Origin of the sequence: Sinorhizobium chiapasense, from assembly GCF_036488675.1 — a bacterium.
Taxonomy (GTDB): domain Bacteria; phylum Pseudomonadota; class Alphaproteobacteria; order Rhizobiales; family Rhizobiaceae; genus Sinorhizobium; species Sinorhizobium chiapasense.
Map to the genome: position 1 here is coordinate 1517561 of NZ_CP133148.1, position 12911 is coordinate 1530471.

At 60.0% G+C, this 12911-nt stretch carries 14 protein-coding genes, 1 tRNA gene and 3 pseudogenes; 7 read left to right on the forward strand and 11 right to left on the reverse strand.

Annotation, left to right across the window (positions count from 1 at the left end; translation table 11 throughout):
• Positions 1–35: 35 nt before the first annotated feature.
• A complete protein-coding gene (locus RB548_RS07310) occupies positions 36–278 on the forward strand; it encodes a DUF2188 domain-containing protein (RefSeq protein WP_331374287.1) in 243 nt (80 codons plus the stop codon).
• 89 nt (positions 279–367) lie between these two features.
• A complete protein-coding gene (locus RB548_RS07315) occupies positions 368–586 on the forward strand; it encodes a hypothetical protein (protein ID WP_331374288.1) in 219 nt (72 codons plus the stop codon).
• Between the two features lie 127 nt (positions 587–713).
• Here the strand turns inward: RB548_RS07315 and RB548_RS07320 are convergent, their stop codons facing one another.
• The 3 genes from RB548_RS07320 to RB548_RS07330 all read right to left on the reverse strand — a co-directional run bounded on the left by RB548_RS07320 (position 714) and on the right by RB548_RS07330 (position 1681).
• Complete coding sequence (locus RB548_RS07320) at positions 714–1082, reverse strand: VOC family protein (RefSeq protein ID WP_331374909.1); 369 nt, start codon at positions 1080–1082, stop codon at positions 714–716.
• Positions 1083–1268: 186 nt separating this feature from the next.
• Positions 1269–1442, reverse strand: a complete 174-nt coding sequence (locus RB548_RS07325) for a hypothetical protein (protein WP_331374289.1) — start codon at positions 1440–1442, stop codon at positions 1269–1271.
• A complete protein-coding gene (locus RB548_RS07330; protein ID WP_331374290.1) occupies positions 1442–1681 on the reverse strand; it encodes a hypothetical protein in 240 nt (79 codons plus the stop codon). Before RB548_RS07330 ends, RB548_RS07325 begins: the two co-directional genes overlap by 1 nt.
• Positions 1682–1937: 256 nt before the next feature.
• Here RB548_RS07330 and RB548_RS07335 point away from each other — a divergent pair.
• A tRNA-Leu gene (locus tag RB548_RS07335) sits at positions 1938–2022 on the forward strand.
• 666 nt (positions 2023–2688) lie between these two features.
• Here RB548_RS07335 and RB548_RS07340 read toward each other — a convergent pair.
• Together RB548_RS07340 and RB548_RS07345 are read right to left on the reverse strand one after the other, a co-directional pair.
• Positions 2689–3087 (reverse strand): annotated as a pseudogene (locus tag RB548_RS07340) (ATP-dependent DNA ligase); the annotation flags it as partial.
• Between the two features lie 206 nt (positions 3088–3293).
• Positions 3294–4034: an SDR family NAD(P)-dependent oxidoreductase gene (locus RB548_RS07345; protein WP_331374291.1), complete on the reverse strand. Its 741-nt coding sequence runs from the start codon at positions 4032–4034 to the stop codon at positions 3294–3296.
• Between the two features lie 133 nt (positions 4035–4167).
• On the opposite strand from RB548_RS07345, the gene RB548_RS07350 reads away from it, so the two are divergent.
• Positions 4168–4833, forward strand: a complete 666-nt coding sequence (locus tag RB548_RS07350) for a TetR/AcrR family transcriptional regulator (RefSeq protein ID WP_331374292.1) — start codon at positions 4168–4170, stop codon at positions 4831–4833.
• A 32-nt stretch (positions 4834–4865) separates the two neighbouring features.
• Here the strand turns inward: RB548_RS07350 and RB548_RS07355 are convergent, their stop codons facing one another.
• Both RB548_RS07355 and RB548_RS07360 read right to left on the reverse strand, forming a co-directional pair.
• Positions 4866–5573: an alpha/beta fold hydrolase gene (locus RB548_RS07355; protein WP_331374293.1), complete on the reverse strand. Its 708-nt coding sequence runs from the start codon at positions 5571–5573 to the stop codon at positions 4866–4868.
• Between the two features lie 83 nt (positions 5574–5656).
• On the reverse strand, positions 5657–6559 hold the full coding sequence (locus RB548_RS07360; protein WP_331374294.1) for a DMT family transporter: 903 nt from the start codon (positions 6557–6559) through the stop codon (positions 5657–5659).
• 91 nt (positions 6560–6650) lie between these two features.
• On the opposite strand from RB548_RS07360, the gene RB548_RS07365 reads away from it, so the two are divergent.
• Complete coding sequence (locus RB548_RS07365) at positions 6651–7550, forward strand: LysR family transcriptional regulator (protein ID WP_331374295.1); 900 nt, start codon at positions 6651–6653, stop codon at positions 7548–7550.
• Positions 7551–7567: 17 nt separating this feature from the next.
• On the opposite strand, the pseudogene RB548_RS07370 reads toward RB548_RS07365, so the two are convergent.
• The 4 genes and pseudogenes from RB548_RS07370 to RB548_RS07385 all read right to left on the reverse strand — a co-directional run.
• Positions 7568–7860: pseudogene (locus tag RB548_RS07370) on the reverse strand (winged helix-turn-helix transcriptional regulator); the annotation flags it as partial.
• A 350-nt stretch (positions 7861–8210) separates the two neighbouring features.
• Entirely contained in the window at positions 8211–8915 is a 705-nt protein-coding gene (locus RB548_RS07375) for an HAD family hydrolase (RefSeq protein WP_331374296.1), read from the reverse strand.
• Positions 8916–8918: 3 nt separating this feature from the next.
• Positions 8919–9509, reverse strand: coding sequence for a hypothetical protein (locus RB548_RS07380; RefSeq protein ID WP_331374297.1), 591 nt, complete (start codon positions 9507–9509; stop codon positions 8919–8921).
• Positions 9510–9599: 90 nt separating this feature from the next.
• A pseudogene (locus RB548_RS07385) lies at positions 9600–11041 on the reverse strand (TrkH family potassium uptake protein).
• Positions 11042–11203: 162 nt separating this feature from the next.
• On the opposite strand from RB548_RS07385, the gene ilvA reads away from it, so the two are divergent.
• Entirely contained in the window at positions 11204–12451 is a 1248-nt protein-coding gene (ilvA, locus tag RB548_RS07390) for a threonine ammonia-lyase (RefSeq protein WP_331374298.1), read from the forward strand.
• A gap of 79 nt (positions 12452–12530) precedes the next feature.
• On the forward strand, positions 12531–12851 hold the full coding sequence (locus RB548_RS07395) for an HlyU family transcriptional regulator (RefSeq protein WP_331374299.1): 321 nt from the start codon (positions 12531–12533) through the stop codon (positions 12849–12851).
• Positions 12852–12911: the final 60 nt, after the last annotated feature.

A 12911-nucleotide genomic window follows, 5' to 3' on the forward strand; every position in this document is an offset into this window, starting at 1 on the left:
CAGGAACTGTCCCGGGAAATCCAGGGGAGTGAAGAATGGCGCGGATCACTTATTCGATCGTTCCACACGACGGAGGCTGGGCCTACAAGGCAGCCGACGCGTATTCAGAGCCCTTTCCCAGTCGCGAGATGGCGATGGCGGCCGCAAAAGCCGCAGCGGCCGAACAGCAAGTCGGCGGCGACGACGAGGAAATCAGCTTCCAGGATGAGAAGGGAAATTGGCATTTCGAGCACGCCGATGGGGGAGATCGACCTGAAGCAACCGTCGAGGATGGCTGAAGATGCTTGAAGGGGCAGTTGGGTTCGAGCGTATCTGCCCCTGACGACGCCATCCCGTACGCGGTGACAACGCGACGGAGGATTTCCAATTGCATTATAGCGTTCAAATCTTCACCTGGACCGCCCGGTTGGGCGTTCATCAGGTCGGATCGGTTATCGAAGTCGACGCACCCAACCCGAAGGCAGCGGCGGTGTCGTTGCTTGGGTTGAGGTTGGACGACAGCGGAAAATCGTCGAAACTGGCGGTCAGAGTCTGGCGCGGAGAAGACGCCTACAAGGCCGACTGCGACTGCTTTTATTACCACTGAGACCGGCCCGGAATCTCACCGCGAGATGTTGTGATGTGTCGCCTCGCGTCAGCCCGTTATCCCGCCATTCGTGCTGAGCGAATGACGGGACGTTTTCTGCGCGGCTGCTGAGCGCTGCCGCCGGCCTTCAACCGTCCGGCGTACAAACCCTAAGCCGATGGCCGTCGGGATCGAGAGCGACGAATGTGCGGCCGAAGACTGCCGTCATCAGTTCCTGTTCTATCGTCACGCCCTCTCGGCACCAGGCGTCGTAGAGCCGTTCAACTGCGGCATCATCCTCCACCATGAAAGCGAGTTCGGTGCGGTTGCCTTCTCCGGACGCTTGGAAGTTCTCAGCACTCATCGACCACAGCCCAAAACTGAGGCCGCCATCAAAATCAAACGCGACGTAGGTGGGAAACGACGCCGACGGTTGGCGGCCGAACAGGCGCGAATAGAACGCTGAGCTTTCCGCAGGATTTTGAACATATAAGAGGATGAGATTGGGCTTGAGCACAGTTGTCTCCCTTTTTCCAACGGCGGGGTTATAGGAGCCGATGCTGTCAATTTCTGTCAGCATTCCCGGCTGTGCCACAGCGATTTGCGATGATCGGTTCGCGTATAGATGGGTTATCTCGTTTTGCGAATAAAATCTCGCAAAACGTTGAATCTTTGAGAAAACCTTACAGCGCCTCGTGGCCGTTCATGATTTCTTGCCGAGGAGGAGGACCCTCCAGACCGAGCGCCGACGGAGCGTTTTCTGCGCGTGCAATTCTGCCTGGCGCGCAGCGATGGCGCTGGCAAAAGCTTCCTTCACCGCAACGATGCGACGGCGCCTTTCGTCCATTTCGTCGCGGTTGACCCGGACGTCCGTCATCACACGAAACTCCTTGCCTCGCGCGACCTGTTCACGAACAGGCGGCCGGCCATGAGAAGGTGACGCTCATTGGTGGTTCCGGCCTGATAGGCCTCGATCAGCATTCTGCCGTACCTTTGGGCAGGCGCGCTGTCGCGCGGCCATCGATGCTCGTCGCAGAGGCGATCGAATACACGCTGAAGCGTGTCCAGGTCTTCCGGAAACAAAGGCACATCAGATGACGCTTGCAGCGGACGCACGCCAGTACCCTCTGTCATCAATGTAAGGACAAAATTTCGAGGCAGCCTAGCTTGCCAGCAACGGGCGGTGATTGAACCCCTGGCGAATCAGGGGTTCGTGCAATTTTTCGCTCAGGATGATGACGCGGCATCTGGCCGGCGCTAGGGAGCCTCCATGGCCCGAACAGACTTCAGAATGGACGCCACAGAAAGCAAGGGCATAAGCCGCAAAACATTCGCTTGACTGAATCTCCTAAGTGTTTGATCTAGGCCGCAGGCGGACGTGGCGAAACTGGTAGACGCAAGGGACTTAAAATCCCTCGGGCTTGCCCGTACGGGTTCGATTCCCGTCGTCCGCACCATATTGAAATAATTACATAAAACGGAAACATTTGAGATCGCTTGCGAAGGCTCGAAAATTTCTAGGGTACGGATTAGGGTACGCCGAAGGGAGAAAAATATCTCCTGGTCCCTCTTTTTCGCCTCGCCGAACCGGGGCTTAGCGCATTTGACTCGGTTGGCGACCTTTGCGCCTCGACCAAAAGCGTTTCTTGCAAGCGCCTTGCGGCCTCGATCATCTGGCCGGTTCATGCAACAGCGCGCCCGCAGCCCCATTTCGTTGATAGGCCAGATTTAGCCACGGCCTAGCTCACCTGACTTGCCGGTCTCTGTCGCGGTGGCGCAATCTAAGGCTGCCGGGTAATATTTTCTTCCCGCATGGGGCTTTGCTTTTCCACCCAACATGGCAGTCATGTTGCCGAGACGCCCCTTGGAACCCAGAGGAGCCGAGCACCTAAATTTCGCTGTCTTCCCCTAATTTTCACTGTTTCAACGAGGCTGTCTCGGTGGCATAATATTAGGGACGGGAAATATTCTGCCCGCATCGCCCGCGTCGCGCCCGGCCCCTCCCGAAAGGGCGGCTGCACGGCGAGATCTTAGAGAAGCCCCGGCTTCCCCCCTCTGGCTGGGGCTTTTTCATGCTTTGTGGGATATCGGCACGGCGGCAACCCGCTACTTGGTTTTGCGCCGTCGAATGCCATCATGACCGCGACGTCTGAGGACTTCTTCCCGAGCCGTCCGCCGAGCGACTGCTGCAACTTGTCGAAGTTGGCACGTCCGAGTTTCATCCAGAACGACAGCCTCGGCATCTAGGATCGCAGTCCTTTCACACTGTCTTCGATGGCCGGGAACCGGTGCGTCCAATCGTGCCCATCGCGTGTCAGGGTTCGCACCTGCCGATTCTCGAGATGAACGCAGATTCTGCAACCGTCCCACTTGATCTCATATGTCCATTCATCGCCCCTCGGGGGTCTCCGTTTACTGAGGGCCAGGCAGGGTTCGATGCGCAAGGGCATCGGATCGAGAGGAAGGAGTGGCTGCGAAAGATCAGTCTTTAAAGGCGGGATGTTCAGCGGAAAGGTTCGAATTAGTCGCTGAAACGACCCGGTCCGGCGGTTTCGGGCCGCCGGGCCGGAATGTCATCATCATGAGGCAGTCAGGTCCTCGACCCAGGTGTTGAACAAACACGCTTACACCACCTGGCGGCGGCGAAGTCTGCGGTAATGATATCCAGGCCGTTTGCTACCGCTGCTGGGACCAACCTTCGTCGGTCCCGGTATCTCGCGCCGCCCGATCAGGTGGTTTGACCGCCGTCGACCGTAAGGATCGCGCCGGTGATCTGCCTTGCCGCGGGGCTTGCCAGGAAGGCTACGGCGGCGGCGATGTCATCCGGTTTGCCAAAACGGCCAAGGGGACTGAGCGAGCGCTGGAAATCGGCGAATTCACCATTGGCCGGGTTCATGTCCGTATCCGTCGATCCCGGCTGGACCAGGTTGACGGTGATGTCACGGGATCCGAGTTCGCGCGCAAGGCCGCGTGTGAAAGAATGCAGCGCGGATTTCGTCATGTAGTACACCGTGCCGGTGTCGCCGACGATGCGTTCGGCGCCGGCCGAGCCGATGGTGACGATACGGCCGCCTTCCTTGAGATGCGGAATGGCGGCCTGCGAGGCAAGCAGGGGCGACCGGACATTGACGCTCAGCAGGGCATCGATGTCGCCGACACTGATATTGGCAATCGTATCGTAGAGCGCAATTGCGGCGTTGTTGACGAGAATGTCGAGGCCGCCGAGCGCCTGGAACGCCTCATCGACCGATCGCTTCACCGCCGCCGGATCGGCGCTGTCCGCCTGGATGGCAACCGATTTGCGACCCTTGTTCTCGATTGCCCTGACGACCTCCGCGGCACGGTCCGCCGAACGCTCGTAGGTGATGGCGACATCCGCGCCCTTGTCGGCGAGCATTATTGCGATGGCGGCGCCAATCCCGCGCGAGGCGCCGGTGACGAGCGCCCGCTTACCACTCAATTCAGTCATCATTAAACCTTTCTGTAATGATCGACACATAATAACTGGGGCAACGGTTGCAGCGTGTCAAGATATTTATGTATCGATCAGCACAAAATGTGGAGCGTTGCCGACCGGAGGGCGAAAGATTATATAACGTTCGATGCAGAAATCTGACCAAGACCCTCGGAAATGCGAATCCTCGCCCACTCGCTCGCGGGGCCGCCGTCGCGCGTTTGATCGCGAAGCCGCCTTGGCTCAGGCCACCCGCCTTTTCTGGCTCAAGGGTTTCGAGGCCACCTCAATGGTCGATCTGACCGAGGCGATGGGGATCGGATCGCCCAGCCTTTATGCGGCCTTCGGCTCGAAGGAGGCGCTTTATACGGAGGCGCTGGGATTTTATCACCGGAGCAACGAGGCGCTGGTGTGGGGTGGGTTCTCCTCCGCGGCCACGGCACGCGAGGCGGTCGCCTCCTTACTCATGGACTCCGCTGCCGCCCTGACGGGCTGTGTCGCGGATCTTCCGCTGGGCTGCATGGTGACGCTCTCCTCCGTCGGCAGCGAAGGCCATGCGGAACTCGGCGAACGTGTTCGCACCGCGCGCGCCGCGACGCTCGAGCGCCTGGAGGCGCGCCTCGGCCGGGCCGTAGAGGATGGCGAAATTCCAGCCTCGACCGACATCCATGCGCTCGCTCGCTTCGTGCAGACCATTCAGTTCGGCATGTCCATCCTGGCGCGCGACGGGGTCGGGCGCGCCGAGCTGGAAGCGGTTGCGCAGGTCGCGCTGACGGGCTGGGACGCTCGCACCAGGCCGCTTCCGGCGTCTTGAGGGGGACTGCGACCCGGCGAAGCGGTGCGATCTCAGCGCGTTGCTTCTGCCAGGAGCAGCGCGGCCAGCTCCGCCGGACAATCGAGCATGATCGAATGGCCACACGGCACCGTGTGGACCTTCCACCGCGGATGGTCTTTCAGCCGGGCATGGGTCGAGACAAACCAATCTCCGCCGTTTGCGGTCGCGAATACGTAGGTGCGATTGGCGACAGGCGCCGAATCCGCGCCTGCCTGGACACCTTGAACGAACGTCGCAAGCGGCTGCGGCACTGACAGCGCATCGACCCAGGCAGCATCCGCCTCGTTCACGTTGAATATGGCAGCCGGAATAGGTGGGATCATGCCATTGTGTCCGTTCGCTTGGTCGAGAAAGGCCAAGGCGGTTTCGGCGCCTGTGATGTCGACGAGCGACTGCCCATCGGCCGGCGCATAGGCGTCGATGTAGAAGAGCGTACGGATGCGCTCACCGATTTCATGGGCGACGCCGGTTATCACCATACCGCCATAGGAGTGGCCGCACAGGATCGCATCGTTGATATCCTCGTATTTGAAGACATTGGCTATGTCCCGAATGTGTGTGTTGAGGTTGATCGCGCTGTCAGCCAAGTGGGACCGTTCGCCAAGCCCGGTCAAAGTCGGGGTGTAGACCTCGTGCCCCGCCTCCCGAAGGATACGGGCAATGCGCGCATAAACCCAGCCACCCTGGAACGCGCCATGTACCAGAACGAATTTCGCCATCGTTTTTCCTTTTGTTGGATATGATCAGTTGGATCCGCGGCCCGAAAGCCGGGGAGCTTCTGTGGCGTGGAGAATGAACCCCGTCATCTTTCCACGACCGGTTTTTTGCGCGGGCTTTCTGCAAGTCTTCTCCCGGCAAGGACAAGGGCGACCCCGAAGGTCACCAGGAATACGCCTGCGACGTTTCCCAAGTGCGGCGGTTCCCCCAGCACCGGTATTTCGAGCCCAAGCGTCACGACCGGGATGAGGGCTGGCAGGCTGGTTCCCGCGACAGGACCCAGCAGTTCTGCGGAGCGGCTGAAGGCATAGACCGCGATGGTGGTAACAAGGACGCCCTGAAAGCCGGCTTGCAGCAGGATAGTCGGCAACGATGCATCGGCGATCTGTTTCGGTAACGCCAGCACGTAGACCGGCAGATAAAGCGCTGCGGAACCGACAGCGACGAGAGCTGTCGCGGTGAGGGCCGGGACGCGTCTTGAACGCACAATGACCGCGTAGCCCGCCCACATGATGCCTGTGGCCAATAAAATAGCGTGGCCGAACGCAACATCTCCCTCGAAGAGGAAACCTACGACACCCAGAGCGGTTAAGGCGATGCCGAGCGCGCGCGCCGCCCCCAGCGTTTCGCGGTAGATCGTCCGGGCCATGATCACTGAAGCGATCGCCATGACACCTGGGTTGAGGGCGCCCGCCGCAGCGGCTGGCGCTGTCCTCACTGCCAGCGACAGCAGCAAGACGTAGGGTGCTCCGAACATGGTGATCATCAGCAGCACGCTGATCAGATTCGGCCTGTCGACTCCCGTACCTTTCCGGATCAAAACCGGCAGCAAGAGCGCCCCGGCCACGCCGAACCTCAGAGCCGTCAGGTCATAGGCCGTTAGGCCGGTGGTGACCCCCACGCGTAGAAGGACGAGTGAGCCGGACCAGATGAGGATCGCCAGCCAGGCCCAGAACAGGCCGAGAGCAATATTGCGAGAAGAAGTCATGTGTGCCTCCACGGGTTGGCAACGTGATAGGAGGCGACAAAGGATTATAAAAGCGATATTATATGGCTCTATAAATGAGAAAGACTCAATCATGAATGCGACACCGGCCCGGACCATGAACCTCGATGCCTTGCGCAGTTTCGTGGCCATCCATGAAACAGGATCGTTCCGGCACGCTGCGGAAAGGGTCAATCTGTCGCCATCCGCGGTCAGCCTCCAGATCGGCAAGCTCGAGGAGGTGCTGGGCTACAGGTTGCTGGAACGGAACGCGCGCCGGGTCGCGCTGACCGAGCACGGCGATCTGCTGTTGCATCAGGCGCGCAATCTCCTGTCTCTCAATGACGTGACATTGGCGCTGTTCCGCGGATCAGCCCTTGAAGGGCGGCTGGCGCTCGCGGCGCCACATGATCTTGGAATTTCACTTGTGCCGGACTTGCTTCGCAGGGTGGCGGAGCGCTATCCGCGCATCCGCGTAGATGTGCGGCTCGGCGCGTCTACGGACATCATGAACTGTTTTTCGGCAGGCCAAAGCGATGTCGTTCTCTTCAACGATGTCGGCCCGCCGGTCATAGCCTCCCGGAAAATATGGTCCGAACCGCTGGTCTGGCTCATGGCGCGCGGCGGTCGAGCCTCGTCGGAAAATCCGCTGCCGCTGGCCGTCGCTGCGACCGGATGCGCGTGGCGCGCGGTCGCGCTGAAGGCGCTGGATGCGTCGGAGCGGGCGTACCGGATCGCCTATGACAGTGATACGCTCATGGGACAGGCTGCGGCTCTCCGGGCCGATCTTGCCATTGCTCCGTTGCCCCTGTCTCTGGCGCAGGGTGAACTTGTCGAGGTGCCAAAAACCGTTGGCTTGCCCGACCTGCCTCAGGTTCATATCCGAGCGTCCCATAATGACGGGGAGCTGGCAAAAGCGGTCGTCTCAATGGTTGAGGAGGTCGCGAGGGCTAGACAGTCGCGGCAATTCACCAGTCTGGCTGATAGCACGTAAAGCGAGCAACAGAAAACTCAGGCCGCGATGGTGTCGATCGGCTTGCCGAAGCGACCGATATTGTCGTCACCCCAAGTCTTTAAGGCGTTGAGGATCGGTTCAAGGCTCCTGCCTAAAGGCGAAATGCTGTATTCGACCTTTGGCGGCACCTGAACGTAGACCTTCCGCTGGACGAGGCCGTCCTCTTCCAGTTCCCGCAATTGGTTTGTGAGCGTGCGTTGCGTAACGCCGCTCACCTGTCGACGAATTTCGTTAAATGGCATCGTCCCCCCAAGCAAATGGAAGAGGATGACGCATTCCACTTTCCGTCGCCTCCACGCGAAATATGCTGCCTGTCCGGGGGCCACGGGTGGGCATTGGTCAAGCTAAGCCAGAACAGCAGGCCGAGCGTGCCGAGGCAGGACTGTCAGACGATCGTCAGGACAGACGCAGGCGGAAAGGCGTTGCGCCTATGTTGGTTATACCCCGTGACACGGATAGCGTCCGCACAGCGCGATCCGTGTTCTGACACCAAAGCCGTCAATCCGGAGTGATCCTAGTGTAGGCTCGTGTGTGCTAGGACGTCCACCCACGTGGACATTTCAAGAATCGCCAGCCATAGTTGGTTCGAACTTTCTCCCGTTCGCTGCACCAAGGCCTCCTTGCACGGCCGGCCATCAATCATCTGGCAATTTTGCGCAATAGCGTTTCAAGCTGACCGAGGTCGGCGATTTCATGAAAACGCGGATGGGATTCCGGTCTCTCGTGATGTTCGAAGGACCAGGTGAGGGCGTGCGGGACATAGACGCCCCAGCTGCCCGCCGCCAGCGCAGGGACGATGTCCGACTTCAGCGAATTGCCGACCATGAGGCTCCTCGACGGTCCGTCGCCGTGTTGCGAGAATATCCTCTCATAGGTGGACGTGGTCTTGTCGCTGACGATCTCGATGGCGGCGAAGAAGTCGCCGAGACCGGAGGCGGACAGCTTTCGTTCCTGATCGAAGAGGTCGCCCTTGGTGATCATGACGAGGCGGAAGCGACCGGCGAGGGCCTCGAGCGTTTCCTGGACGTTCGGCAGCGGTTCAACCGGATGGCCAAGCATTTCCCGTCCGGCGGCGAGAATTTCGGCAATCACGGACGGCGGCAGGTTGCCGCCGGTTACCTCGAGCGCGGTCTCGATCATCGATAGGGTGAATCCCTTGATGCCGAAGCCATAGAGGCCGAGATTGCGCTTTTCGGCCGCGAGCAATCTCGCGGGCAACTCCTTCGGGTCGGTGTGGTCCTTCAGCAAATCGACGAAGCGCTCTTCGGTGAGGCGATAGAACTGTTCGTTCTGCCACAGCGTATCGTCGGCATCGAAACCGATTGTCGTAATTCTGTTCAGCATGACCTATTGCGCGGCGATCTTGAAGGGCTGGTCGACGGTCGCGCTCTTGCCGCTGTTGATATCATTGAAATGGAAGCGCAGCACATAGTCGCCGGCCGGCGCGCCGGTCACGTCGATTGTCAGGGTCGAGTAGATTTCCTGATTGCGCAGGTAACCGGTGAAGGTGAAATCGCCGAATGCCTTCTGACTGGCGAGGATTTCGCCCTTTGGGTTGAGGATATCGAAATCCACCGTGAAACGTGTCTGGATCTTGCCCTTGGCGCTCGCTTCCTTCCAGGTGAGCCCAACCGGCTCTACGTAGGATACGATTGCTTCTCCGGCCTTGAAGGTCGGGTCGGCCTTGGGCTCGTACATGGCATAGCCAGCCGGTTCGGCCGTGACGAAGACCGCTTTGCCGATCGCGAACGGAAGCGTTTGGGAAAAATCGCTCACTGCCTGCCTCAACGTCTCCCGCGCACCCGCCGCATCGCCCGAGGTCGCCTGCTGTTCTGCTTTCGTGGCGGCTTCAGAAAGCGGACCTGCCAGAGCTGCCACGTCGGGCGTCGCAATGCTCGCGGCAGTCACTGTTACAAGCAAGAGCAGGTGTTTCGGCATCGAGTTCCTCCCCTGTGCCCATTGCCTCAAGACTTTCGGTATTTGCCACGCCAAGTCAAGGCATTGCCAAGTCGATGCTAATCAAGGCACTCAGTGCTTCCAGAAGACCGGGGTCAGGATCACGAGAACGGTTAGGACCTCGAGGCGTCCGAGCAGCATCATCAGCGACAAGAGGTAGAGTTCGGGGTCCTCGAGCGTCGAAAAGTTGCCGGCCGGGCCGATAATGCTGCCGAGGCCGGGACCCACATTGGAGAGGCAGGTGATGACTGCCGAGACCGCCGTGATCAGATCATAGCCAAGCGCCCCCATCGCCAGGCTGCCGAAAACCCAGAGCAGAATATAGGTTATGAAAAACAGGAAGATCGCGCGCTGCGTATCCGCATCGACGGTGTTGTTGCCGTAGCGCACCGCATAGATCGCATTCGGATAGACGAGTTTGTTCAATCCGGAGCGGATTGCGTTGAAGAGCACGACGAATCGATAGGCCTTGATGCCGCCGGCGGTCGAGCCGGAACAACCGCCCATGAAGGTGGCGATAAACGCGGTCATGACGACGAAAGGCCCCCACAGGCTATAATCTTCGCTCGCATAACCGCTGGTCGACAGGATCGAACTGATATTGAAGAACGAGTGCGCCAGCGCGAGATGAAATTCGACGCCGTTCGCCAGCCGGTGATAGACCGCGACGGCCACCGAAAACACAGTGAGATAGCCGAGGAAGACGCTGATTTGCGGGTCGCGCAGTGCGTCAAGGCGCCCGCGGACGACGAGCACGATCAGGATGGAGAAGGGCAGGCTGCAAAGCGCCATGAAGAAAGTGCCGGTCCACAGCAGTGAAATGCTGCCGAAATAGGCGAATGACGCATCATGGGTCGAAAAGCCACCGGTGGCGACGGTCGACATCGCGTGATTGATCGCATCGAAGCGGTTCATGCCAGTCATATCGTAGCCGATCGCGCAGAGCAGCGTGATCGTCACATAGACGACGAGAAAGGCGCGGCTGAAGCTTGCGATGCGGGCAAACGGCTTGTCGCTCGTGTCGGAGGATTCCATCTTGAAGAAGGACATGCCGCCGACCCGCAGATAGGGAATGATGAAGAGACCGAGAACGACGATACCGATACCGCCGAGCCAGCAGAGGAGCGAGCGCCAGACGAGAAGGCCGGGCGGTGCGTTGTCCAGCCCGACGATGACCGTAGAGCCGGTGGTCGTAATCGCGGAAACGGACTGAAGAGCGCTTGAGCGAAATCAAGGTCGAGCGAGGAGAGCCAGAGCGGGATTGCGCCGACGACGGAGAAGGCGAGCCAGAGCAGGTTGACGAGAAGAAAGCCGAACTTTTTCGAGAACGGCGGAGGTCCCGCGCGGGTCGCCATGAAGGTCGCCGCCGACAGGCCACCGGTCAGGAAGGCCGTTACAGCGAAAATCTCCCAATCCGCATGTCCATAGTAGAGGTCGACCAGTGCCGGGACCAACATCGCGCCGGAAAGATAGAGGCCGAGGATCGCCGCGATGTGGACGGAACAGGGTTGCATTCAAGCTTCGATTTCCCGGAAACAATTGTCGAACAGGCCGGCGGTCGCCCGCAGCAGTGGGCATACTGGCTTGCCCTATCGATTCGTGTCAAATCGATGGCCTCGCGCGAGGCAATGTGCGATAGCGTCAGGCATCGGTAACGCAACGGATGACCCTAAGTGATGAAGCAGGATGTTGAAAATGCAGCGCTCGCGCTCCGTGAAATCTTTCCGGCGACGCCGCTGCAACTCAACGATCACCTCAGCGCCCGCTACAATGCGACCGTCTACCTGAAGCGCGAGGATCTCTCGCCCGTACGCTCCTACAAAATCCGCGGCGCTTTCAATTTCTTCCGCAAGGCTCTTGCCGCCGGGGCCGCGGGGAAGACCTTCGTCTGTGCTTCGGCCGGGAACCATGCGCAGGGCTTTGCTTTTGTCTGCCGCCACTTCGCCGTTCCGGGCGTCGTCTTCATGCCGGTGACGACGCCGCAGCAGAAGATAGACAAGACTCGCATGTTTGGTGGCGAGTTCATTACGATCCGCCTCGTCGGCGACATTTTCGACCAGTGCTATCAGGCGGCGCGCGATCATGTCGAAGCGATTGCCGGCGTCATGGTGCCGCCCTTCGACCATGCGGACATCATCGAAGGACAGGCGACGGTGGCCGCCGAAATCGCTGAGCAGTTGCCGGGAGGTGTCGTTCCCGATCTTGTCGCCCTGCCGGTCGGCGGTGGCGGGTTGTCCGCGGGCGTCACCGGCTATCTCGCCGACACGCTTTCGAGCGATCGTTTCGTATTTTGCGAACCGGCGGGAGCGCCAAGCCTGAAGCGGAGCCTCGAGACCGGCAGTGTCGTCACACTCGACCAGGTGGACAATTTCGTCGACGGGGCGGCTGTCGCGCGCGTCGGCGACCTAAACTTCGCTGCGCTGGCTGCCTTTGCGCCGGAGCAGGTGATGTTGCTGCCGGAGAATGCGATTTGCCTGACGATCATAGACATGTTGAACGTCGAGGGTGTGGTTCTGGAGCCCGCCGGCGCACTTTCCATAACTGCGCTGGAGGTCCTCGGGCGCGAACGGCTGGAAGGCAGGACGGTGGTTGCCGTCGTATCCGGAGGCAATTTCGACTTTGAGCGCCTTCCCGACGTCAAGGAGCGGGCGATGCGGCATGCCGGGCTCAAGAAATATTTCATCCTGCGCATGGCCCAGCGCCCCGGCGCGCTACGCGATTTCCTCAATCTGCTTGGCGACGAGGACGATATTGCGCGGTTCGAGTATTTGAAGAAGTCGGCGCGCAATTTCGGCTCGGTCCTCATCGGCATAGAGACCAAGCACGCAGAAAACTTCCCGGCCCTGAAGGCGCGCTTCGATGCGGCTGGCCTACGCTACCAGGACATTACCGAGAACGAGATTCTCGCCAATCTCGTCATCTGATCTCTGCGTCGAGCAGGTGGACGGCATTGCCGTGCACTTAGCCTTTGACAGCACCGGCGGCCACCGCTAACTGTGAGACATGGCATCGTTTTTCTCGAAATTGTTCGGCTTCTCCGGTGGTTCCAAAGAAGAAGCGGCGCAGGGCGCTGGCAAGACGGAATCCTATGGGGATTGCTTGATCCGCGCGACTCCGATGCGCGAGGGGCCGCAATATCGCCTGGCAGGCAGCATCGAAAAGACGATGCTCGATGCCGGCGTGAAAGTGCGCACCTTCATTCGCGCCGACCTTTTCGCGTCCGAACAGGATGCCATCGACGCGGCTCTGCGAAAGGGCCGGCAGATCGTCGACGAGCAACGCGCCGCGCTCTTTCAGGACGACTCGCCGTCCAGGCCGGTGTAACGCCACACTGCATGACGTCGGCCAACGAATATCATCGTATAATGGTGGCTTAGAGAGCTT